Origin of the sequence: Luteimonas sp. J29, from assembly GCF_000472505.1 — a bacterium.
GTDB lineage: Bacteria > Pseudomonadota > Gammaproteobacteria > Xanthomonadales > Xanthomonadaceae > Luteimonas.
This window is the reverse complement of record NZ_AWZR01000001.1, coordinates 284,539-305,451: the sequence shown is the minus strand read 5'-3', so window position 1 is coordinate 305,451 and position 20,913 is coordinate 284,539. Positions and strand designations below refer to the sequence as shown.

Sequence of the window (20,913 nt, the reverse complement as noted above, 5' to 3'; positions counted from 1 at the left end):
CTTCCCTCTCCCAAGGTCGTCACGAAAAATCGGATTGTCGGCACGGCCGCTGGCCGCGCGCCTGCATTAGGTCGATGACTGACAGCGTTGTCAAACGCGTCGCGATGGTAGCGTTACCACCGCGCGTTTTCCGGCGCTCCCCGGCGGAAATGATGGTGCGGTGCAGCACGCTTCTGCGCCGACTGCGCTGTCACCGACCGGCCCCTGGCCATCGGCAAGGGGGGATCAGCGGGATGGCGCGAAGCGCCAGCGACCGGTCAGGGCTTGGGGCCGGTCGAGCGCCGCAGCTGGAGCGTGTACGGCACCGTGACCAGGCTTCCCTGTCCGCGTTCGCGGATTTCCCTGAGCAGCTCGAGTCCCGCCAGGCGGCCCATGTCGCGCGTGGGCTGGCGGACGGTGGTCAGCGCCGGATAGATGTGGCGCGCGATCGGCGTGTCGTCGAACCCGCACACCGAGACGTGCTTCGGCACGGACATGCCCCGCTCGCAGATCGCGCCGATCGCGCCGGCCGCCATGTCGTCGTTGGCGGCGAAGATCGCGGTCGGCGGTTCGGGCAGGTCGAGCAGGCGGTTGGTGGCGTCGAAACCCGACTCGTAGGAGAAGCCGCCCTCGACCACCAGCGCCGGGTCGAGCCCGATCCCGGCCCGCTCGAGGCCGTCGAGGTATCCGGCCAGGCGCCACTCGCTCGCGCCGTGCGCGGGATGGCCCTTGATGTGCGCGATCCGGCGGTGTCCCAGTCCCGCGAGGTGGGCGATCATCTCCGCGACCGCGCTGCGCTCGTCGACGACCACGCCGACGCGGCGGTTGGGTTCGCGCGCGGAGATGCTCGACCACGGGATCCCGAGCTCGTCCAGGCGGGCGAGCAGCGCGGCGTCGTCGGTGATCGGCGGGGTCAGGACCACGCCGTCCAGGCGCGACTGCAGCACCAGCGCCTCGACCTTTGCCACGATGTCCTTGGCGTCGTACTCCAGCGGGGCCAGCATCAGGTTGTAGTGCTGGGCCTGGCAGGCGTCGAGCACGCCCAGCTCGACCTCCATCAGGTAGTTGCTCGACGGGTTGTCGTAGAGCATCGCCACCAGGTAGGAGCGACGCCCGGCCAGCACCCGCGCGGACGGATGCGGGCGGTACTGCAGGCGTTCGACGACCGCGCGCACCCGCTCCCGGGTCGCCTCCGAGACGTTGGGCTCGTCGTTGAGCACGCGCGAGACGGTCTTCATCGACACGCCGGCCTCGGCCGCGACGTCCTCGATCCGCACCCGGCCCACCGGCCTGTCGATCCTGCGTTTCACGGGCGGGGATTCTGCCAGAGCCGCGTCGTCCTCCACGCCGGCCGCGCGCTTGCCCACCTCGTCGGGTTGCGGTGCCATCTGCTTCTCCCGGGATCCCGGCGGGCCGCTTGTGCTGTGCAGCAAGCATCGCCGCCAAAGACCGGGTATGGTGCACATTCTGACAACGCTGTCATGTCGCGACGCGCCATTTCGCCGCGACGGGTTCGCCGACTGCCGCCACGAGGGGAATCGCCTTACATGAGTACATCCCGCGCCTTCCTGTCCGTTTCGCGCCTGACCGCGGGGCTGGCCGCGGCCCTGCTGCTCGCCGCGTGCAGCGGCGACCGCGCCGGCGGCGCCGCGCAGCCGGATGCGTCCGCGACCACCGCCCCGGGCGCGATCGATCCGGCCAACTGGCCGCAGCCGCAGTGGCCGTTCGCGGAAGATCCCGAACTCGAGCGCAAGGTCGACGAGCTGCTGGCGTCGATGACGCTGGAGGAGAAGGTCGGCCAGGTCATCCAGGGCGACATCGCCAGCACCACGCCCGAGGACGTGCGCAAGTACCGCCTCGGTTCGATCCTCGCCGGCGGCGGGTCCGACCCCGGCGGCCGCTACAACGCGAAGCCGGAGGAATGGCTGGCGCTGGCCGACGCGTTCTGGGAAGCGTCGATGGACACCAGCGGCGGCGGCAAGGCGATCCCGGTGATCTGGGGCATCGACGCGATGCACGGCCAGAGCAACATCGTCGGCGCCACCCTGTTCCCGCACAACATCGGCCTGGGCGCGACGCGCAATCCCGAGCTGCTGCGCGAGATCGCGCGCATCACCGCGATCGAGACCCGCACCACCGGCATGGAGTGGACCTTCGCGCCGACCGTCGCGGTGCCGCAGGACGACCGCTGGGGCCGCGCCTACGAGGGCTACTCCGAGAACCCCGAACTGGTGGCGTCGTTCGCCGGCGTGTTTGTCGAGGGCCTGCAGGGCAAGCCGGGCACGCCCGAGTTCCTCGACGACCACCACGTGATGAGCTCGGTCAAGCACTACCTGGGCGACGGCGGCACCGACGGCGGCCGCGACCAGGGCGACAACACCGCCACCGAGGCGCAGCTGCGCGACATCCACGCCGCCGGCTACGTGCCCGCGATCGAGGCCGGGGCGCAGGCGGTGATGGCCTCGTTCAACAGCTACCACGGCCGGAAGATGCACGGCCACAAGCCGCTGCTCACCGACGTGCTCAAGGGCCGGATGAACTTCGGCGGCTTCGTGGTCGGCGACTGGAACGGCCACGGCCAGGTCGAGGGCTGCACCACCACCGACTGCGCGCAGACCTTCATCGCCGGCCTCGACATGGCCATGGCGCCCGACAGCTGGAAGGGCCTGTACGAGTCCACCCTGGCCCACGTCAAGGCCGGCACCATCCCGATGGAGCGGCTCGACGACGCGGTGCGCCGCATCCTGCGGGTGAAGTTCCGCGCCAACCTGTTCGACAAGCCCAAGCCCTCCGAGCGTGCGCTGGGCGGGAAGTTCGAGCTGCTTGGTGCGCCCGAGCACCGCGCGGTCGCGCGCCAGGCGGTGCGCGAGTCGCTGGTGCTGCTGAAGAACCAGGGCGGGATCCTGCCGCTGTCGCCGAAGCAGAACGTGCTGGTGGCCGGCGACGGCGCCGACAACATGTCCAAGCAGACCGGCGGCTGGACCCTCACCTGGCAGGGCAGCGACACCAGGCGCGAGGATTTCCCGAACGCCGACACGATCTGGGACGGCATCCGCGCCCAGGTCGAGGCCGCGGGCGGCCGCGCCGAACTGGCGGTGGACGGTGCGTACAAGCGCAAGCCCGACGTCGCGATCGTGGTGTTCGGCGAGGAACCCTACGCCGAGTTCCAGGGCGACCTGTCCGACCTGCTGTTCAAGTCCGGCAAGTCCGGCGACCTGGAGCTGATCCAGAAGCTCAAGGCCGACGGCATCCCGGTGGTGGCGGTGTTCCTGAGCGGCCGCCCGCTGTGGATGAACCGCGAGATCAACGCGTCCGACGCCTTCGTCGCGGCGTGGCTGCCGGGTTCGGAAGGCGGTGGCGTGGCCGACGTGCTGCTGCGCGGCGCGGACGGCCAGCCGCAGTTCGACTTCAAGGGCAAGCTGAGCTTCTCCTGGCCCAGGCGCGCCGACCAGTACCTCAACAACTACGGCCAGGAGGGCTACGACCCGGCGTTCCCGTTCGGCTACGGCCTGACCTACGCCGACAACGGCGACCTCGCGCCGCTGCCCGAGGATCCGGGCGTGGATCCGGACGCGGCGTCCGCCAATACCTGGTTCGAACGCGGCGTGCCGGCCACCGGCTACACGCTGCGCCTGGTCGGCGCCGACGGCAACGCGGTCGACGTCACCCAGCCCGCCGCCGCGACCGGCGACGGTTCGCTGCAGATGACGGCGATCAACCACGAGGTGCAGGAAGGCGCGCGCCTGTTCGCCTGGTCGGGTCCGGCCGAGGTGCGTGTCGTGTCGTCCGAACCGCTCGACCTGACCCGCGAGACCAACGGCGACGTGCCCGTGGTGCTGCACCTGCGCGTGGATGCGCTGCCGGATGGCGGCAAGGCGTCGCTGGGGGCGGCGTGCGGCGAAGGCTGCGGCAGCGAGGTCGAGATCGGCGACGCGCTCGCCGGGTTGCCGCGCGGCGAGTGGATCCGGCTCGCGGTGCCGCTCAAGTGCCTGCGCCTGTACGGCGCCGACACCGGCCGGCTCGACGTCCCGTTCCAGCTGCGCAGCGACGCGGGCGCGAAGATCGCGCTGGCGCGCGTGGCCGCCAGCACCGAATACGACCAGCTGGTCACCTGCCCGACCAGCTGACCGTCTCCTCCGCCGGGGCGCGCCGACCATGGACTGGCCGCCCCGGTATTTTCCTTCCTTCCCCGCGCGGCCCGGGCCATGCCCGGGCCGCGCGCGTGGTGGCGCGGCGTCGACACACGCCGGAGACGGCAGTGCCTACACTTGGGGGTGTTCCTGCAAGGAGTCCCCCCCATGATCGACCTGTACTACTGGCCGACCCCCAATGGCCACAAGATCACTCTGATGCTCGAGGAGCTGGCGGAAGCCGGCGCGCCACTCGAGTACCGCGTGCATGGCGTCGACATTGCCAACGGCGACCAGTTCAAGCCGGAGTTCCTCGCGATCTCGCCCAACAACAAGATGCCGGCCATCGTCGACCACGCGCCGGCCGACGGCGGCGGCCCGTTGAGCGTGTTCGAATCCGGCGCGATCCTGCTCTACCTGGCCGGGAAGACCGGACGCTTCCTGCCAACCGACCTGCGTGGCCGCACCGCGACCCTGGAGTGGCTGTTCTGGCAGATGGCCGGCCTGGGGCCGATGACCGGGCAGTACGGGCACTTCCACGTGTACGCGCCCGAGCCGATCGAGTACGCGAAGACCCGTTACGCCAACGAGGCCAACCGCCTGCTCGGCGTGCTCGACAGGCGGCTGGCGGGGCGCGCCTTCGTCGCCGGCGACGAGTACACGATCGCGGACATGGCGATCTACCCGTGGATCGGGGTCTACGACAAGGCGCCCATCGACATGGCGCCCTACCCCGAGGTGCGGCGCTGGCACGCCGCCATCCGGGCGCGGCCGGCGACCGCGCGCGCCTACGCGCTGGCGAAGCAGGTCAATCCCGACGCGGGCAAGCCGATGAGCGACGAGCAGAAGAAGCTGCTGTTCGGGATCGAGCCGAAGCGGTGAAGCGGTGAGGCGCGGACGGGTGCGCTGGCCCGACCGGGCCTGGCCCCCACGTTCCGGTTCACCTCTTCGGACGGGCCGCAGCGCCCCGGGGCGGGAGGGTGCGCCGCTCGGTCGGACGTCCGTGTCCGACTCGCGGCCGCGGCACATCCGTGTGCCGCTCGCACCCTCCCGCCCCGGGTCACTGCGGCGTCGCTGCGGTGCGTTTCCAGGCTACGGCAGGTGAAGAACCGGGGGCGCGTGCGGCCTGTGATGGACGCGCTCTCCGGGCGCCCGTCGCGAGGGCTGGCAGGAGTGGCCGAGGGCACGCATGACCACGGGCACCCGTTGCCCGCGTCGCGCCCGGTTACGATGTCCGCCATTCCATTCCGACGGGAACGCCGCTCCATGCGCCTGACCGTGCTGATCGCCGCACTCGCCTTCGCCGCCATGCCCGCACTCGCCAATCCGCCCGCGCCGGGCAAGCTCACCCTCGAAGCCATCACCGGCGACGCCCCGCTGTCGGGGCCGACCCTGATGAAGCCGCAGATCGCGCCCGACGGCTCGCGCGTCACCTTCCTGCGCGGGCGCCGGGATGACCGCAACCGGCTCGACCTGTGGGAGTACCACGTCGCCAGCGGGCAGACCCGGATGCTGGTCGATTCCAGCGTGGTGCTGCCCGGCGAGGAGGCCCTGAGCGACGAGGAGAAGGCGCGCCGCGAGCGCCAGCGCATCGCCGGGCTCTCGGGCATCGTCGACTACCAGTGGTCGCCCGACTCGAAGCGCCTGCTGTTCCCGCTCGGCGGCGAGCTCTACCTGTACGACCTGGAGCGGGGGGGCGCCGACGCGGTGCGCAAGCTCACCTCCGGCGAAGGCTTCGCCACCGATCCGAAGATCTCGCCGCGCGGCGGCTTCGTCAGCTTCATCCGGGCCCGCGACCTCTGGGTGATCGACCTTGCCACCGGCCGCCAGCTGCGACTGACCTCCGACGCCAGCGACACCGTCGCCAACGGCGTGGCCGAATTCGTCGCCGACGAGGAGATGGATCGCCACACCGGCTACTGGTGGGCGCCGGACGACTCTGCGATCGCCTTCGCCCGCATCGACGAATCGCCGGTGCCGCTGGTGCGCCGCTACGAGGTGTACGCCGACCGCACCGAGGTCGTCGAACAGCGCTACCCGGCCGCGGGCGAGGCCAACGTGCGGATCCAGCTGGGCGTCATCGCCCCGCGCGCGGGCGCGCGCCCGAAGTGGATCGACCTCGGTCCCGATCCCGACATCTACCTGGCGCGCGTGGACTGGCGCGATCCGCAGCGCCTGACCTTCCAGCGCCAGAGCCGCGACCAGCAGCGCCTGGACCTGGTCGAGGCGGACCTGGCCACCGGCCGCCAGCGCATCCTCGTCACCGAAACCGCGGACACCTGGGTGCCGCTGCACAACAGCCTGCGCTTCCTGGCCGACGGCCGCTTCATCTGGTCGTCCGAGCGCAGCGGTTACCAGCACCTGTACCTCGCGTCGGAGGACGGCTCGCACCTCGAGCCGATCACCAGCGGCCCGTGGCCGGTGGACGAGCTGCTCGCGGTCGACCAGGCACGTGGCCTCGTGTACTTCAGCGCCGGCGCACGCGCCGTGGAAGGCGCCGCGCCGGACGCGGCTGCGACCCAGCGCCACGTCCACGTGGTACCGCTCGAAGGCGGCCGGGTCCGCACCCTGTCGCGCGAGGACGGCGTGCACAACGCGAGCTTCGCGCGCAATGCCAGCGTCTACGTCGACAGCTGGTCCAGCACCACCACGCCGCCGCAGGTCGTGCTGCACGACGCCGACGGGCGCCTGATCGCGAGCCTGCTGCCCAACGACCTGGACGATCCGGCGCACCCCTACGCGCCCTACCGCGCCGCGCACCTGCCGACCGAATTCGGCACCCTCACCGCGGCCGACGGCACCACCCCGCTGCACTACAGCCTCATCCGGCCGGCCGGCTTCGATCCGTCCCGCAAGTACCCGGTGATCGTGCATGTGTACGGCGGTCCGGCGGCGCAGACGGTGCTCGACGCCTGGCCGGGGCGTTCGGACGCGTTCTTCAACCAGTACCTGGCGCAGCAGGGCTACGTGGTGTTCTCGCTCGACAACCGCGGCACGCCGCGGCGCGGGCGCGAGTTCGGCGGCGCGCTGTACGGTCGCCAGGGCACGGTGGAGGTCGACGACCAGCGCAAGGGCGTGGAGTGGCTGCGCGCGCAGCCGTGGGTGGACGGCGATCGCATCGGCGTGCACGGCTGGTCGAACGGCGGCTACATGACCCTGATGCTGCTGGCGCGCGCGCCCGACGACTACGCCTGCGGCATCGCCGGTGCGCCGGTGACCGACTGGGCGCTGTACGACACCCACTACACCGAGCGCTACATGGGCCTGCCCGACGCGAACCCCGACGGCTACGCGGCCGCGCGCGTGCTCGCGCACTCGGCCAACATCCGGCCGGGCGCGCTGCTGCTGGTGCACGGCATGGCGGACGACAACGTGCTGTTCACCAACTCCACCGCACTGATGAGCGACCTGCAGGCGCGCGGCACGCCGTTCGAGCTGATGACCTACCCGGGCGCCAAGCACGGACTGCGCGGCAGCGACGCGCTGCACCGCTACCGGCTGGCCGAAACGTTCCTGCGCCGCTGCCTGCGTCCGTAGGCGGGAGTGGGGCGCGGCGGGACTCAGCCCAGCCGCGCCAGCATGCGCTGGTGGCCGATCAGGCGCGCCCAGCGCGCGCCGAGGTCCACCCAGCACACGTAGGCCGCTTCCGCGGCCAGGCGCCACAGCACCGCCGGCCGCCAGGCGAACGCCGGCTCGGCCGCGCACAGTTCCCAGTGCAGGCCCAGCCGCTCTGCCAGCAGGGCGCAACGCGCCAGGTGGTAGCGGCTGCTGAGCAGGGTCACGGTCGCGGGCGCCGCGCCGTCCCGCCACAGCGCGCGCGCATTGCGCAGGTTCTGCAGCGTGTCGCGCGAACGTTCCTCGAGCACCAGCGGCGCGTCCGACGGCACGCCCAGCAACAGCAGGTGCTCGCGCGCCAGCCGCGCCTCGCTGGGCGCGCCCGCCGGGCCACCGCCCAGCAGCAGCATGCTGCGCGGCGGGCGCTCGCGCCACAGCGTGGCGGCCCGCCACAGGCGCGCCTGGAAATCGGGATCCGGACGCCCGCCCGGGGCGTGCTTGCCGAACAGCAGCACGGTCTCGCCGCACGCCGGTTCGCACGGCGCCCGGCGCGCGATCCGGACCACGTGCGCCAGGTAGCCGAGGTAGACCACGCCGAGGCTCGCCACGCAGGCGAGGGCCGCCACCGCCAGCGAATGCAGGGCGTCGCGATCGGCCAGCAGCGACAGCCGGTAGGCAAGGCGTGAACGCGGCATCGTGAGGGAACCGATCCGGAAGGCGGCCAGTCTATCGTCACGGCGCGCTGGCTATACTCGCCCGGCTCCGGACAGGACACGCCGTGCCCGCGACCAGTTCACCCCGCCCCATGCCGCCCGTCGCCATCCGCGCGTTCAGCGCCACCACGGCCCTCGGGCGCGGCGTGGAGGCGCAGGCCCGGGCACTGCAGGCGCGACGCAGCGGACTGCGCCGCAACGAATTCGGGCCCGCGCCGCTACCCACGTGGATCGGGCGCGTGGACGGGATCGAGGAGGCGTCGCTGCCGGAGGCACTGGCGGCCTGGGAGTGCCGCAACAACCGCCTCGCGTGGCTGGCGCTGCAGCAGGACGGGGTGCGCGAGGCGCTGGACGCCGCGGTGTCGCGCCACGGCGCCGACCGCGTCGCGCTGGTGGTGGGCACGTCGACGTCGAGCATCGGCGCCAGCGAGGAAGGCTATGCGCGCGCGACGGTGGACGCGCAGGGCCAGCCCTGTTTCCCGCCCGACCTGCAGCGGCCGATGGTGCACACCCTGCATTCGCTGGGCGATTTCCTGCAGCACGCCACCGGCGTGCGCGGCCCGTGCGTGACCGTGGCCACCGCCTGCTCGTCGAGCGCCAAGGTGTTCGCCCAGGCCGCGCGCCTGATCCACGCCGGGGTGGTGGACGCGGCCCTGGTCGGCGGCGTCGACACGCTGTGCGGCAGCGTGCTGTTCGGCTTCAACGCGCTCGGCCTGGTGTCGGCGGAACCGTGCCGGCCGTTCGACGCCTCGCGCGACGGGCTTTCCCTGGGCGAGGCCGGCGGCTTCGCCGTGCTCGAGCGCGCGGCGCCGGACGAGGACGGCCTGCAGCTGCGCGGCTACGGCGAGTCGAGCGACGCCCACCACATGTCCGCGCCGCATCCCGAGGGCCTCGGCGCCACGCTGGCGATGCGCGACGCGCTGGCGCGGGCCGGCATCGACGCCGGCGCCGTGGGCTACCTCAACCTGCACGGCACCTCGACCCCGGCCAACGACGCGATCGAGGCGCGCGCGGTCGCCGCGCTGTTCCCCGACTCGCTGCACGCCAGCTCGACCAAGGGCTGGACCGGCCACACCCTGGGCGCGGCCGGCATCGTCGAATCGGTGTTCGCCCTGATCGCCTTGCGCGACGGGCGGCTCCCGGGCACGCTCAACAGCACCACGCCCGACCCGGCCTGCGGGCCGCAGATCCGGTTCGACAATGCCGAGCGTCCGGTCGCCTGGGCGATGAACAACTCGTTCGGCTTCGGCGGCAACAACTGCTCGCTGGTGTTCGGCCGGGGCGGCGCGGCATGACCCCGCTCGCGGCCACCATCGCCGGCATCGGCTACTGGAGCGAGGGCCTGCCCGACTGGGCCGCCGCGCGCGCGTTCGCCACCACGGGCACGCTGCCTGCCGACGCGCCGGCCAAGCCCGCGCCGCAGCTGCTGCCTGCGAACGAGCGCCGGCGCGCGCCGCCCTCGGTGCTGGTCGCGCTCGAAGTGGCGCAGGCCGCCTGCCGCGACGCGGGCGTCGCGCCCGAATCGCTGCCGTCGGTGTTCACCTCCACCCATGGCGACCTGGGCATCACCGACTACATGTGCGCCACCCTGGCGCAGGCGCCGACCGAGGTCTCGCCGACGAAGTTCCACAATTCGGTGCACAACGCCGCCGCCGGCTACTGGACCATCGGTACCGGCTGCATGCGCACGACCACCGCGATCAGCGCGCATCGCGCGAGCTTCGCCCAGGGCCTGCTCGAAGCGCTGGCGCAGCTGGCCACGGACGCCGACGCGGTGCTGCTGGTCGGCTATGACACCTGGGCCACCGGGCTGCTCTCGACGATCACGCACAGCGAAGGCCTGCTGGGCGCCGCGCTGGTGCTCACGCGCGCGGGCGCCGGTCCGCGCCTCACGGCGACGCTGTGCGACGGCGAGGCCGGCGACGGCGAGGGCGCGCTGGCCATGCGCGGCCGCACCAACGCGATGGCACCGATGCTGCCGCTGTTCGACGCGCTGGCATGCCGCCGCGACCGCGTCGCGCTGCATGCAGGGGCCGGCCGCCACCTGCAGCTGGACATCGCGCATGGCTGAGCAGCCGCTCCTGCATCGCGGTAACGTCGCGGTGGTGGTCCCGGCGCTCAACGAGTCGTTGCGCATCGCCGAAGTGGTGGCGGGCGCGCTGGAGCAGTCCGACCTGGTGATCGTGGTCGACGACGGCTCGGACGACGACACCGCCGCGATCGTCGCCGGCACGCCCGCGGTGCTGCTGCGCCATCCGCGCCGGATGGGCAAGGGCCGCGCCCTGCGCGACGGCTTCGCCGAGGCGCTGCGCCGCGGCGTGGCCGCGGTGGTGACCATGGACGGCGACGGCCAGCACGACGCACGCGACATCCCGCGCCTCGTCGCCGCGGCCAATGCCCACCCGGGCAACATCATCATCGGCGCGCGGCTGCGCAAGCGCAGCACCCAGCCCTGGTACCGGCGGCTGGGCAACGAGTTCGGCGACTGGGGCATCGCCTGGGGCTGCGGCTTCGGCCTGGTGGACAGCCAGAGCGGGCAGCGGCTGTACCCGGCGCCGGTGCTGGCGCTGCAGGACGTGCCCGGCGAAGGCTTCGTGTTCGAGGCCCAGATCCTGATCTCGGCCGCGCGCCGCCTCGGGTACGGCGTGGTGGCGGTCCCGGTGGAAACGCGCTACGCCGTGCCCGGCGGCAGCGAGCAGTTCCGCAAGAGCCACTTCCGCCTGTTCCGCGACCTGTACCGGATCACCAGCCACGTGGTCGGCCAGGTGATCGCCAACGGCCGGGTGGTGCGCGCCTACCGCGACGCCCGCCGACGCCCGCCCGTGGTATTCGACCCCGATACATCCGGTCCCGTCGCGCGCCGGTAGGCGTCCGCTGCGGCACCACGCGTTCCCCCTTCCGCCACGCGAGACCGCAGCATGCCAAGCCCTTCGCCAGCCCCCGCCACCGACGTCGACGTCCTGATCCTCGGCGGCGGACTCGCCGGCCTGACCCTCGCGATGCAGCTGCGCCTGCAGCAGCCCGACCGCAGCGTGGCGGTGCTCGAGCGCCGCCCGCATCCGGTGCGCGAGGCCGCGCACAAGGTGGGCGAGTCGACGGTCGAGATCGGCGCCCACTACTTCGCAGAGGTGCTCGGCCTGCGCGGGCACATGGAAACCGCCCAGGTGCGCAAGTACGGCCTGCGCTACTTCTTCAGCGACGGCATGGCGCAGGTGCACGCCTGCTCGGAAATGGGCGTGAGCCGGCTGCTGCCCACGCCTTCGTGGCAGCTCGACCGCGGCCGCTTCGAGAACCACCTCGGAGAACGCGCGCTGGCGCTGGGCGCGGATTTCCGCCATGGCGCGGTGGTGCGCGGGATCGAACTGGCCGACGACGGCGGCGCGCACGCGGTGGCGTTCGAGCACGAAGGCGCACAACACGTGCTGCGCGCGCGCTGGGTAGTGGACGCGGCCGGCCGCGCGGGGCTGCTCAAGCGCAAGCTGGGCCTGGCCGAGGCCAACGACCACGACGCCAACGCCGCCTGGTGGCGGGTGGACGGCCACATCGACGTGGACGCCTGGACCGGCGAGGGCAACTGGCCGGACCGCTTCCAGCCCGCCGAACGCTGGAAGTCGACCAACCACCTGTGCGGCCCGGGCTACTGGTTCTGGCTGATCCCGCTGGCCTCGGACTCGCACTCGCTGGGCATCGTCTGCGACGCGAAGATGCATCCGCTGGAGACCATGAACACCCACGCCAAGGCCATGGACTGGCTGCGCCGGCACCAGCCGCGCGCGGCACGGGCGCTGGAGGACCCGCGCCACAAGGTGCAGGACTTCCTGTTCCTGCGCCACTTCTCGCATGGCTGCCGCCAGGTGTTCTCGGGCCGGCGCTGGGCGCTGACCGGCGAGGCCGGCGTGTTCCTCGATCCGTTCTACTCGCCCGGCAGCGACTTCATCGCGATCAGCAACACCTATATCGCCGAACTGGTGCGGCTGGACTTCGCCGGCGAGCCCATCGGACTTCATGCCGACCTGTTCCAGCAGCTGTACTTCTCGTTCTACCGCAACACGCTCACGCTCTACCAGGACCAGTACCCGGTGTTCGGCCATCCGGAGGTGATGCCGGCCAAGGTGCTGTGGGACTACGCCTACTACTGGTCGCTGCTGGCGCCGCTGTTCTTCAGTGGACGGCTGACACGGCTGCCGGTGCTGGGCCGGCTGCGTCCGTACTTCGACGAGGGGCGCAGCCTCAACCTGGCGATGCAGGCGCTGCTGCGCGACTGGGGCCTGCGCGACGCCGCGCCGCGGCTGGATGCCGCGCGCGCCTACGACCAGTACGCGGTGGACTGGTGCCGGCGCATGAATGCCGGGCTGACCGAACGGCTCGACGACGACGCCTATCTCGAGCGCACCGCCCGCGACGTGGCCTGCATGCGCCAGCTCGCGTGCGAGGTGCTGGCGCTGGCCCGTTCCAGGGTCCCCGACCTCGACGACCACGGCCTCGATGCACTGCTCGCCGGACACGATCCGGCCGCGCATCCGTCCGCGCTGCCGGCGCAGTGGTTCAGCCGTGCCGCGGAGGAGCAGGCGCCCGCCTGACGCGAGGCGGAACGGCCCGGATCAGGGCGTGGGATCCGGCGCCGCCGGCGGCGGGTCCGGCACCCAGATCGCGATGCCCGAGGCATGCGCCTGGGTCGGCGAGATGTTCACGCCCACGCCCAGGCCGGTGTGGGTGTGGCCGCCGACCCGGCCCACGCCCCCGCCCACGCTGACCGCGCCGCGGTCGGGGCCCTGCGCGGTCCCCTGCAGCAGCACGCCGTTGGCGCCGAGCTTCGCGGCCTCGCGGCGCAGGTTGCGCATCACCGCGTTGGCCTTGTTCCGGTTGCCGTAGGTGAACGCGCCGCTGCCCACGTCCAGGCGCGCGATCTCCTCGTAGCCGCCCGGCGGGGGGCCGTAGTAGATCCGCACCTGGTCGGGATCGATCGGCGGGCGCGGGGTGCCGGTGAGTACGTGGGAACTGGCGCACGCGGCCAGCAGCAGGGTCGCGGCGAGGGTCGTCAGCAGGCGGGCGTTGCGGGCCATGGCGGCGGCTCCGGGTGGATCGTGGCCAGTGTGGGCCGGAGCCCGTGAACGCGGCGCAACCCGTGACGCCGCCCCTTCAGCTCATGCCGCCGTCGATGCCGATCACCTGGCCGTTGATGTAGCCGGCCTCCTCCGAGCACAGGAAGGCGACCAGCGCCGCCACTTCGTCCGGCGTCCCGGCGCGGCCGGCCGGGACGATCTGGCGGACCATCGCCGGGTCGAACGCGCCCTCGCTCATGCGTCCGGCGATCACGCCCGGGGCGACCACGTTGGCGGTGATGCCGCGCGAGCCCATTTCGCGCGCCAGCGACTTGGTCGCGCCATGCAGCCCGGCCTTGGCCGCGGCGTAGTTGGCCTGGCCGCGGTTGCCGAGCACCGCCGCGACGCTCGACACGCTCACGATCCGGCCCCAGCGGGTGCGTGCCATCGGCAGCAGCAGCGGGCGGGTGACGTGGAAGAAGCCGTGCAGCGACACGTCGACCACGCGCTTCCACTGCGCGTCCGACATTCCGGCCATCGGCGCGTCGTCGTGGATGCCGGCGTTGTTGACCACGGCCTGGATCGCGCCGTCTTCCAGCAGCGCCTCGATCGCGGCCTGCGCCGCACCGCCGTCGGCGACGTCGAACGCCACCGCCTGGGCGCTGCCGCCCGCGGCATGGATCCCGTCCACCACCGCGGCGGCGCGTTCGAGGTTGGCGTTGGCGTGCACGATCACGTGCCAGCCCGACGCCGCGAGCCGGCGGCAGACCGCACCGCCGATGTCGCCGCTGCCGCCGGTGACCAGGGCTCGTTTCATGTCGGGTCCTTCTCCGGGAAAGCGCGGATTATGCGCCGGCCGCCGGCGGGGTCAGCGCAACATCGCGGTGGCGCGGCCCTCGGCGAGCAGGTCGCCGCCGTGCAGGATGCGAAACGCGTACTGCTGGCTGGCTTCGGACGCCGCCAGCTGCTGCGCCTCGCATTCGAGCGCGCCGGGCAGGCCGTCGATGCGGGCCACGAGCAGGCGCACCCCCCGCAGCGCGACCAGCATCCCCGGCGGCGCCACGCCACCGGCCTCGCGCGCCAGCAGCCCGCCGTGGACGGCCATGGCCTGGGCGCCGTACTCGCACAGGTGCACCGCACGCAGGCCGCCGGTGCCGCGCAGCGGGTGCGCCGGGTCGCGGTGGCTGGTCGCGCGCAGGCGGATGCGCCCGGCGTCCCAGTCCAGCACCTCGTCCCACAGGCACATCGCATGCTTGTGCGGGACCAGCGCTTCGATGGTGGCGCGGTCGAGCCGGCTCATCGCGTGCCTCCGGGCCCGGGTGCCGGGCGGCTGCTCCTGCCGACGTCCCGGAGCATGGCCATGCAGGCCGGCCGCAAGCGCGTGCGTGGTGCCATGGCGCTCATGCCGCCGCCTCCGGTCCTGCCTCGCGTTCGCCGACCGGCGCCCGCGCCACCAGCAGGGCCAGCACGAAGTTGAACACCACGCCCAGGGCGACGGTGCCGCCGATCGCGCGCAGCACCGGCACCGAGGACAGGGCCAGCAGGCTGAACACCAGCAGGGTCATCGCGCTGCACACCAGCACCGCGTGCAGGGTGCGCAGCTGGTCGTCGCGGTCCTCGCCGGCGTGCTCGAAGAACAGCGCGTAGTCGAGGCCGAGGCCCGCGGCCAGGATCAGCGACACCAGGTGGAACAGGTTGAGCTCGACCCCCAACCCGCGCAGCACCGCCAGCACGAGCACGGTCGTGAGCGCCATCGGCAGCAGTACCCGCAGCACCCGGCGCGGCGCGCGCAGGGCGAACCACACGGTGGCCGCGAGCGCCAGCGCGGCCAGCGCCAGCGCGGCGAGGATCCGCGCGCGGTAGTCGGCGACCAGCGATTCGGAGGCCTGCTTCATGTCCAGCAGGCGGGCACCATGCGCCCGGGCCGTGCGTTCGACCGCGGCCACGTCCCGCAGGCCGGTCAGCGAGACCAGTGCCGTCGCGTGGCCTTCGCCTTCGAACAGCAGGGCGCCCACGCGCGGCGCCAGCGGCGTGCCGGCGAGGTCTCGCGGGTGCAGCGGCGGGGCCTGGCGCGCGCGCTCCACGTCCTCCAGGAACGGCTCGAACGCGTCGGGCCGGAACGGCGACCGGGCGACGGCGGCATCGAGCGCGGCGCGCAATGCGTCCGGCGCCGGCAGCGCGCGCTGGCGCGCCCGCTGGCGCGCAGCGCTCGGGAGGTAGCGCGTGGCGAGGTCGTAGCCGTCGATCGCGCCATCGGCGACCAGCGCGTCGAGCGCCGGCCGCAGCGCTTCGCTCGCCGCCAGCGCGGCCTCGGCGTCGGCGGCCTGCAGGGTCAGCACGTAGCGCACGTCGGGCGCACCGAGTTCGGCGCGCAGCTGCGCGTCGCGCTCGAGCAGCGGCGCGGGCACGGGCGTGAGGCGCGACAGGTCGTTCTCCCAGAACGCGCCCGGCCGCAGCGCGACCACGGCGAGCGCGGCGAGCGCCAGCACCGCGAGCGCGATGCGCGGACGCGGCAGGCGCTCGATCCGGCGCCACAGCGCCAGCAGCCGCGGCGAGGCGGCGACGTCGCGCGGCGCGGGATCGACCAGCGCCGGCAGCAGCCAGCGCGTGCACAGCGCCGCGGTGGCGAGCGCGACGATGGTGAACACCGCCAGCTGGCGCAGCCCGTCCACGCCCGAGAACAGGAAGGTCAGGTAGGCGATGCAGGTCGCGGCCACGCCCGTCGCCAGTGCCGGCCACAGCCGGCGCACGTTGCGCCGCGGCGACAGCCCCGCGTGCTGGTGGCTGAAGAAGTGGATCGGATAGTCCTGCACCACCCCGATCAGGGTGAAGCCGAAGGCCAGGGTGATGCCGTGCACGCGGTCGCCGAACAACAGCATCAGCGCGGCCAGGCCCGCGAGCCCCGCGCTCGCCAGCGGCAGCACGCCCAGCAGCGGGATCCGCCAGCTGCGGTAGGCCAGCAGCAGCAACAGCACCAGGCCGACCGTGTCGACGCTGCCGATCCAGCCCGCCTCGCGCGCGGTGCGCGTGCCGATCTCGTCGGCGAACGCGCCCGGGCCGATGATCTCGAGCACGGCCGGCGATCCGCCGCGCACGGCGTCGAACGCATCGCGGATCGCCGCCACCGCCTCGCGCTGGCCGTCCGGGTCGAAGCCGGCCGCGCGCGTTTCCAGCAGCAGCAGCGCCTGCCGGCCCGCGCGGTCGAACCAGGCCTCGTGCAGCGACTGCGGCAGCGTGGCCGGCCGCCAGGCCTCGGCCAGGGCGAGGGTCTCGAGGGTCGGGTCGGACGGCACCAGTGGCTCGACCAGGTCGGCCGCGGGCGAGCCGAGGTCCTGCAGGCGCGCGTCCAGCGCCTCGGCCAGCGCATCCGCGTCGAGCGTGCCGCCATCGAGCCGGGGCGACAGCAGGTAGCGGTATGGACGCAGCGCGTCGGGAATCGCGTCCAGCCCGGCGTCGGCGCCGTTGGCCACGAACACGAAGCGCGCGTCGTCGGCGAGCGCCTCGCGCAGCGCGTGCGAGCGTTCGGCCAGCGCCTGCGGCGTGTCGCCCGACAGGGCCAGCATCAGCAGGCGCGAGCCGGGGCCCTCGCCGAGTTCGTCGAGCAGCAGCCGCTGCTCGGGCGTGCGAGCGTCGGGCAGGAAGCGGCGCAGGTCGCCGCTGACGGTGAGCGACTGCGACAGCCACGCGCCGAAGCCCAGCAGCGCTAGCAGCCATGCCAGCGCCCAGGCCAGGCGCGCGGCCGCGCTCATCCGGTCGCGTCGCCGCGGCACAGCGCGGCGATGTCGGCGCCGTCGCCTTCGCGCCGGGCGGCCTCGGCCGCCGCGCCCATCAACGTGCGCCGCACCTCCCCCTGGATCGCGGCATGCTCGATGCAGTGCAGCTCGTCGCCGCGGCCATGCAGGCGCAGCTCGCGCAGCTTCGCGGCGAGCCGGTCGTCGCGCGGCGCCAGGCGCAGCACCCAGCGCTGCGCGTCGCCCTCGGACTCGACCGTGTAGTGGCGGCGCAGCGCCTCGGGGTCGCCGGACAGCAGCGCGCCGAAGCTGCCCTGCAGGGCCGCGAGTTCCGGTGCGCGCGAGAGCGCGAAGCGACGCTCGGGCCTGCCTTCGCGCGCCAGCACCGCCTGGCCGTCGCGCAGGGTGGTGGTCTCGGCGTAGGGCGCGCGCACTTCGCGCACCAGGGTGTCGGCGTCGGGCCGGCGGTATTCGCCCGAGACCCGCAGCGGCGCCTTGAGCAGCGGCGACTCGCGCACCTCGACGAACGGCGTCGCCGCCGGCGCGGGCCGCGCCAGCGAACGCACGATCGCGTCGCTATCCGGGGCGGCCTGCGCCCATGCCAGCGGTGCGGTCGCCGCCAGCAGCAGGGCCGGCAGCCAGCGGTGCGCCGGACGGGCCGGGTCGGGTCTGCGGTTCGTCGACATGCCAGAAATCGTAGAAGTTGAACCAGTTGTAGGGCGCCTGACGCGCATGATGCTCCAGCCGTGCGGCGTAACGCCGGATGAGCGACTCGATCGCGGCGGCGCGCTCGCTGCGCGGCACGTCGATCGGATCGCAGAAATCCTCGAACTCCAGCGCGTAGCGATTGCCGCCGCGGTAGAGGCCGAAGCCCAGCACCACCGGCAGCCGCAGCACCGTGGCCATCAGCCACGGCGCCGTCGGGAACGGGGCCGGGGCGCCGAGGAACGGCACCTGCAGCACCGGCTGGCCGGGCACGCTGCGGTCGACCAGCAGCGCCACCAGCGCGCCTTCGGCCGCCGCCTGCTGGATCTGCAGCATCAGCGCAGGGCCGTCCTGGCCGGCGTCGATCACGCCGGCGGCGATCTCCGGCGCGAGCGCGTCGAGCACCTGGGTCAGCACCCGGCTGTGGCCCTTGTCGAGCACCACGCGAAGCTTCAGCCCGGGGCGGCGGCGCGACAGCACCCGCATCGCCTCGAAGCTGCCCAGGTGCGAGCCGAACAGCAGCACGCCGCGGCCTTCGGCCAGGCGTGCCTCGAGTTCGTCGAGGCCGCGGGTCTCGATCCGGAAGCGCGATTCCTTGCCCTGAAGCAGGAACACCCGGTCGAGGATGGTCGAGGCGAAGGTGTGCACGTGGCGCGCGCCGTCGAGCAGGCCCGCCGGCCGGCCGAGCGCGCGGCCGAGGAACGCGATCGAGGCGCGCCGCTCCGGGCCGCGCCGGAACAGGAAGTACGCCGTGATCGGATACAGCAGCAGGCGCGCCAGCGGGCGTCCGCCATGGCTGGCGATCGCGCGCACCAGGCGCAGCGCGAACCGCCCGCCGCCTTCCGGCCGCTGCCGCCAGTCCGCGCTCACGACGCGGCCTCGGCGACGTCGCCGCTGGCGAGCAGGGCGTCGCCGCGCAGCACCCGGAAGCGCCAGCGCGCACCAGGCGACGCGGCCACCGGCTCGAGTTCGACCCGCGCCTCCTCGCCCGGCAGCAGCGGCTGCAGGAACTTGACCTGCGGCAGCGCCAGTGCGCGCAGCGGACCGGCCTCGCGTTCGACCGCCTCGAGCACCCGGTCCAGCAGCACCACGCCCGGCACCACCGGCCGTCCGGGGAAATGGCCGGGCAGGGCCGGATGGTCGTGGCCGATCACGAACCGCACGTCGCGTCCTTCCGTCGCCATGCCTCCAGCATGCCAACAATCCGCGTCCGTGCGCGGTCGGCGAGCACCTGGCGCGGCACCGGGGCGCCGTCCTCGCGCACCGCCAGCGGCTCGCCGAAACCGACCCGGATCGGGCCCGGACGCACCCGGAAGAAGCCCTGCACGGGCAGCACCCGGCCCGCGCCCTCCACGGCCACCGGGACGACCGGCACGCCGGCGTCGATCGCCGCCTGCAGCGATCCGCCCTTGAACGGCGCCACCGTCCCGTCGCGGCTGCGGGTGCCTTCCGGGAACAGGCACAGCACCTGGCCACGCGCCAGCATCGCCGCCGCCTCGCGCCGCATCAGCGCACCGGCGCGGGCGCTGTCGCGGACGATGAACAGCATCCCGGTGGCGCGCGCGTACCAGCCCACGAACGGCACCCGCTTCATCTCGTCCTTGAGCAGGAAGCGCAGCGGCACCGGGACCGCGCGGAACAGCGCGCAGACGTCGATCACCGACGCGTGGTTGGCGACCAGCAGGCAGGGCCGCGACCAGTCCACGCGCGCGGCGCCTTCCACTTCCAGGCGCGCCCCGGCGCCGCGCAGCAGGCCGGGCGCCCAGCAGCGCGCGGCCATGCGCAGCGGCAGCCGCGCCTCGCGGCCGGACAGCGGCCGCAGCAGCAGCGCCAGGCAGATCCACGCGGCGGTCCAGGCCAGGGTGAAGGCGAACTGGACCAGGTTGCACAGCCGCCAGGCCGCCGCCTCCAGGCGCCCTTCCGGTCGCACGGCCGCGGACGCCGGCGCGCCGGCCGGCGACGGCGCGGGACGGCCGCGCCAGGCCGCCCGGAGCCGCGGGCCGGCGTTCATCTCAGCACGTCCCGCCAGAACGCCGGCCCCAGCCCGCCGAGCCGGCGCACGAAATCGACGAAGCCGTGCTGGCGCTCGGGGAAGCGATGCCGCCGCCACAGGAATTCGAGCACGAAGAACCCGCCGACCACGCCGTAGCCCAGCAGGTTGGCGCACCACGACCACTGGGCATGGGTGATCGGCCAGGGCGGCACGATGCCGGCCTGCGCCAGCAGTCCGCCCGGGCTGGCCAGCAGCGCCAGGACCAGGTTGGCCAGTCCCAGGCCCGCCAGCAGCACGGCCCACGCGGCCGTCAGGCGGCGGGCATAGGTGGCCACGTCGGCCGGGAGCCGGTCGACCGGCTCGCCGTCCAGGACCGAGACGATGCGGGTGATCAGCGGCACCCGTCCGGCGCGCAGGGTGCGCGCGAACATCCACGCCACCAGGGCCACGAACACCACCGGGACCAGCAGCAGCGGCAGCGCGTCCAGCCCGCGTGCGTGCAGCCACCACGCGCCGGCGACCGACGCGCCGGCCAGCGCGAACGCCCAGGGCCGCAGCCGCAGCAGCGGCGCGGCGAACAGCAGCGCCACCAGCACCAGCAGCGCGGCGAACGCCAGGCGCGGGGCCTCGCGCGCGCTGGCCAGGTGCGCCAGCAGCGCATAGGCCAATGCAAGCGCGATCTGCAGGACCGGGATCAAGTGGTGCGGTGCTGCTGGACGTGTTCCGACAGCGCCCGCAGCGAGGCGAAGATGCGCCGGTTCTCGTCGCTGTCCGAGCGCAGCTGGAAGCCGTAGCGCTTGCTGATCGCCAGCGCCAGCTCCAGGGCGTCGATCGAATCCAGCCCCAGCCCGGCATTGAACAGCGGCGCCTCCGGGTCGATCCCGGCCGCGTCCACGCCGTCCAGGTTCAGGCTTTCGACCAGCAGTTCGGCGAGTTCGCGTTCGGCGGCGGTCTGTTCGGACATGGGCATCGGGCGGTTCGGAAAGGGCCCGCAACGATCCTGCATCGCGCCGCGCGGCGCAAGGGCGGGCGGCGCCGTTCAGCTGCGCGGCGCAGACCACGCGG

At 73.4% G+C, this 20,913-nt stretch carries 19 protein-coding genes; 7 read left to right on the top strand and 12 right to left on the bottom strand.

Annotation, left to right across the window (positions count from 1 at the left end; all coding sequences use genetic code 11):
* Positions 1 to 257: 257 nt before the first annotated feature.
* Positions 258 to 1,217 carry a LacI family DNA-binding transcriptional regulator gene (locus LUTJ29_RS0101285; protein ID WP_232221142.1) on the bottom strand — a complete coding sequence of 320 codons (960 nt, stop codon included), beginning with the start codon at positions 1,215 to 1,217 and terminating at the stop codon, positions 258 to 260.
* A gap of 309 nt (positions 1,218 to 1,526) precedes the next feature.
* Here LUTJ29_RS0101285 and LUTJ29_RS0101280 point away from each other — a divergent pair, with 309 nt between their 5' ends.
* From LUTJ29_RS0101280 to LUTJ29_RS0101270, 3 genes are all read left to right on the top strand, one after another.
* Entirely contained in the window at positions 1,527 to 4,106 is a 2,580-nt protein-coding gene (locus LUTJ29_RS0101280; protein ID WP_027070958.1) for a glycoside hydrolase family 3 protein, read from the top strand.
* Between the two features lie 171 nt (positions 4,107 to 4,277).
* A complete protein-coding gene (locus tag LUTJ29_RS0101275) occupies positions 4,278 to 4,991 on the top strand; it encodes a glutathione S-transferase C-terminal domain-containing protein (RefSeq protein ID WP_027070957.1) in 714 nt (237 codons plus the stop codon).
* 426 nt (positions 4,992 to 5,417) lie between these two features.
* Positions 5,418 to 7,646 (top strand): S9 family peptidase, encoded by a 2,229-nt coding sequence (locus LUTJ29_RS0101270; RefSeq protein ID WP_051322630.1) that lies wholly within the window; start codon positions 5,418 to 5,420, stop codon positions 7,644 to 7,646.
* Positions 7,647 to 7,669: 23 nt separating this feature from the next.
* Here LUTJ29_RS0101270 and LUTJ29_RS0101265 read toward each other — a convergent pair whose 3' ends face one another.
* Entirely contained in the window at positions 7,670 to 8,359 is a 690-nt protein-coding gene (locus tag LUTJ29_RS0101265; protein ID WP_043740022.1) for a YdcF family protein, read from the bottom strand.
* Between the two features lie 110 nt (positions 8,360 to 8,469).
* Here LUTJ29_RS0101265 and LUTJ29_RS0101260 point away from each other — a divergent pair, with 110 nt between their 5' ends.
* Genes LUTJ29_RS0101260 through LUTJ29_RS0101245 form a run of 4 tightly spaced genes read left to right on the top strand, consistent with a single transcriptional unit; the run spans position 8,470 to position 12,957 of the window.
* Complete coding sequence (locus tag LUTJ29_RS0101260; RefSeq protein ID WP_027070954.1) at positions 8,470 to 9,672, top strand: beta-ketoacyl-[acyl-carrier-protein] synthase family protein; 1,203 nt, start codon at positions 8,470 to 8,472, stop codon at positions 9,670 to 9,672.
* Positions 9,669 to 10,448 (top strand): beta-ketoacyl synthase chain length factor, encoded by a 780-nt coding sequence (locus LUTJ29_RS0101255; RefSeq protein ID WP_027070953.1) that lies wholly within the window; start codon positions 9,669 to 9,671, stop codon positions 10,446 to 10,448. The genes LUTJ29_RS0101260 and LUTJ29_RS0101255 overlap by 4 nt, the downstream gene beginning before the upstream one ends.
* Positions 10,441 to 11,244 (top strand): glycosyltransferase family 2 protein, encoded by an 804-nt coding sequence (locus LUTJ29_RS0101250; RefSeq protein ID WP_027070952.1) that lies wholly within the window; start codon positions 10,441 to 10,443, stop codon positions 11,242 to 11,244. Before LUTJ29_RS0101255 ends, LUTJ29_RS0101250 begins: the two co-directional genes overlap by 8 nt.
* 51 nt (positions 11,245 to 11,295) lie before the next feature.
* On the top strand, positions 11,296 to 12,957 hold the full coding sequence (locus LUTJ29_RS0101245) for a tryptophan 7-halogenase (protein WP_051322572.1): 1,662 nt from the start codon (positions 11,296 to 11,298) through the stop codon (positions 12,955 to 12,957).
* 21 nt (positions 12,958 to 12,978) lie between these two features.
* On the opposite strand, the gene LUTJ29_RS0101240 is transcribed toward LUTJ29_RS0101245, so the two are convergent.
* The 10 genes from LUTJ29_RS0101240 to LUTJ29_RS0101195 form a co-directional block, all read right to left on the bottom strand.
* The gene (locus LUTJ29_RS0101240) at positions 12,979 to 13,440 is read right to left on the bottom strand and encodes a hypothetical protein (RefSeq protein ID WP_043740016.1); all 462 of its coding nucleotides are present in this window, start codon (positions 13,438 to 13,440) and stop codon (positions 12,979 to 12,981) included.
* Between the two features lie 76 nt (positions 13,441 to 13,516).
* Positions 13,517 to 14,236 carry a 3-oxoacyl-ACP reductase FabG gene (gene fabG / locus LUTJ29_RS0101235; protein ID WP_027070949.1) on the bottom strand — a complete coding sequence of 240 codons (720 nt, stop codon included), beginning with the start codon at positions 14,234 to 14,236 and terminating at the stop codon, positions 13,517 to 13,519.
* A gap of 51 nt (positions 14,237 to 14,287) precedes the next feature.
* Complete coding sequence (locus tag LUTJ29_RS0101230; protein WP_043740013.1) at positions 14,288 to 14,719, bottom strand: phosphotransferase; 432 nt, start codon at positions 14,717 to 14,719, stop codon at positions 14,288 to 14,290.
* Positions 14,720 to 14,819: 100 nt separating this feature from the next.
* The gene (locus tag LUTJ29_RS0101225) at positions 14,820 to 17,168 is read right to left on the bottom strand and encodes an MMPL family transporter (protein ID WP_027070947.1); all 2,349 of its coding nucleotides are present in this window, start codon (positions 17,166 to 17,168) and stop codon (positions 14,820 to 14,822) included.
* On the bottom strand, positions 17,165 to 17,716 hold the full coding sequence (locus tag LUTJ29_RS0101220) for a LolA-related protein (RefSeq protein ID WP_232221126.1): 552 nt from the start codon (positions 17,714 to 17,716) through the stop codon (positions 17,165 to 17,167). The genes LUTJ29_RS0101225 and LUTJ29_RS0101220 overlap by 4 nt, the downstream gene beginning before the upstream one ends.
* Before the next feature lie 10 nt (positions 17,717 to 17,726).
* Positions 17,727 to 18,725 carry an acyltransferase gene (locus LUTJ29_RS15690; RefSeq protein WP_051322570.1) on the bottom strand — a complete coding sequence of 333 codons (999 nt, stop codon included), beginning with the start codon at positions 18,723 to 18,725 and terminating at the stop codon, positions 17,727 to 17,729.
* Complete coding sequence (locus tag LUTJ29_RS0101210; protein ID WP_027070945.1) at positions 18,722 to 19,018, bottom strand: dehydratase; 297 nt, start codon at positions 19,016 to 19,018, stop codon at positions 18,722 to 18,724. The genes LUTJ29_RS15690 and LUTJ29_RS0101210 overlap by 4 nt, the downstream gene beginning before the upstream one ends.
* Positions 19,006 to 19,866 carry a lysophospholipid acyltransferase family protein gene (locus LUTJ29_RS15685; protein WP_084524520.1) on the bottom strand — a complete coding sequence of 287 codons (861 nt, stop codon included), beginning with the start codon at positions 19,864 to 19,866 and terminating at the stop codon, positions 19,006 to 19,008. The genes LUTJ29_RS0101210 and LUTJ29_RS15685 overlap by 13 nt, the downstream gene beginning before the upstream one ends.
* A complete protein-coding gene (locus LUTJ29_RS0101200) occupies positions 19,863 to 20,546 on the bottom strand; it encodes a ketosynthase (protein WP_232221125.1) in 684 nt (227 codons plus the stop codon). The genes LUTJ29_RS15685 and LUTJ29_RS0101200 overlap by 4 nt, the downstream gene beginning before the upstream one ends.
* Positions 20,543 to 20,812, bottom strand: a complete 270-nt coding sequence (locus tag LUTJ29_RS0101195) for a phosphopantetheine-binding protein (RefSeq protein WP_027070943.1) — start codon at positions 20,810 to 20,812, stop codon at positions 20,543 to 20,545. Before LUTJ29_RS0101195 ends, LUTJ29_RS0101200 begins: the two co-directional genes overlap by 4 nt.
* Positions 20,813 to 20,913 lie beyond the last annotated feature (101 nt).

What these genes read in the sequence shown, in the direction of transcription:
- LUTJ29_RS0101285 (WP_232221142.1), bottom strand. Translation starts at nt 1,217, where the DNA reads ATGAAGACCGTCTCGCGCGTGCTCAACGACGAGCCCAACGTCTCGGAG.
- LUTJ29_RS0101230 (WP_043740013.1), bottom strand. Translation starts at nt 14,719, where the DNA reads ATGAGCCGGCTCGACCGCGCCACCATCGAAGCGCTGGTCCCGCACAAG.
- LUTJ29_RS15685 (WP_084524520.1), bottom strand. Translation starts at nt 19,866, where the DNA reads ATGAACGCCGGCCCGCGGCTCCGGGCGGCCTGGCGCGGCCGTCCCGCG.
- LUTJ29_RS0101255 (WP_027070953.1), top strand. Translation starts at nt 9,669, where the DNA reads ATGACCCCGCTCGCGGCCACCATCGCCGGCATCGGCTACTGGAGCGAG.
- LUTJ29_RS0101270 (WP_051322630.1), top strand. Translation starts at nt 5,418, where the DNA reads ATGCCCGCACTCGCCAATCCGCCCGCGCCGGGCAAGCTCACCCTCGAA.
- LUTJ29_RS0101250 (WP_027070952.1), top strand. Translation starts at nt 10,441, where the DNA reads ATGGCTGAGCAGCCGCTCCTGCATCGCGGTAACGTCGCGGTGGTGGTC.
- fabG (WP_027070949.1), bottom strand. Translation starts at nt 14,236, where the DNA reads ATGAAACGAGCCCTGGTCACCGGCGGCAGCGGCGACATCGGCGGTGCG.
- LUTJ29_RS0101265 (WP_043740022.1), bottom strand. Translation starts at nt 8,359, where the DNA reads ATGCCGCGTTCACGCCTTGCCTACCGGCTGTCGCTGCTGGCCGATCGC.
- LUTJ29_RS0101240 (WP_043740016.1), bottom strand. Translation starts at nt 13,440, where the DNA reads ATGGCCCGCAACGCCCGCCTGCTGACGACCCTCGCCGCGACCCTGCTG.
- LUTJ29_RS0101275 (WP_027070957.1), top strand. Translation starts at nt 4,278, where the DNA reads ATGATCGACCTGTACTACTGGCCGACCCCCAATGGCCACAAGATCACT.
- LUTJ29_RS0101195 (WP_027070943.1), bottom strand. Translation starts at nt 20,812, where the DNA reads ATGTCCGAACAGACCGCCGCCGAACGCGAACTCGCCGAACTGCTGGTC.
- LUTJ29_RS0101245 (WP_051322572.1), top strand. Translation starts at nt 11,296, where the DNA reads ATGCCAAGCCCTTCGCCAGCCCCCGCCACCGACGTCGACGTCCTGATC.
- LUTJ29_RS0101225 (WP_027070947.1), bottom strand. Translation starts at nt 17,168, where the DNA reads ATGAGCGCGGCCGCGCGCCTGGCCTGGGCGCTGGCATGGCTGCTAGCG.
- LUTJ29_RS0101280 (WP_027070958.1), top strand. Translation starts at nt 1,527, where the DNA reads ATGAGTACATCCCGCGCCTTCCTGTCCGTTTCGCGCCTGACCGCGGGG.
- LUTJ29_RS0101260 (WP_027070954.1), top strand. Translation starts at nt 8,470, where the DNA reads ATGCCGCCCGTCGCCATCCGCGCGTTCAGCGCCACCACGGCCCTCGGG.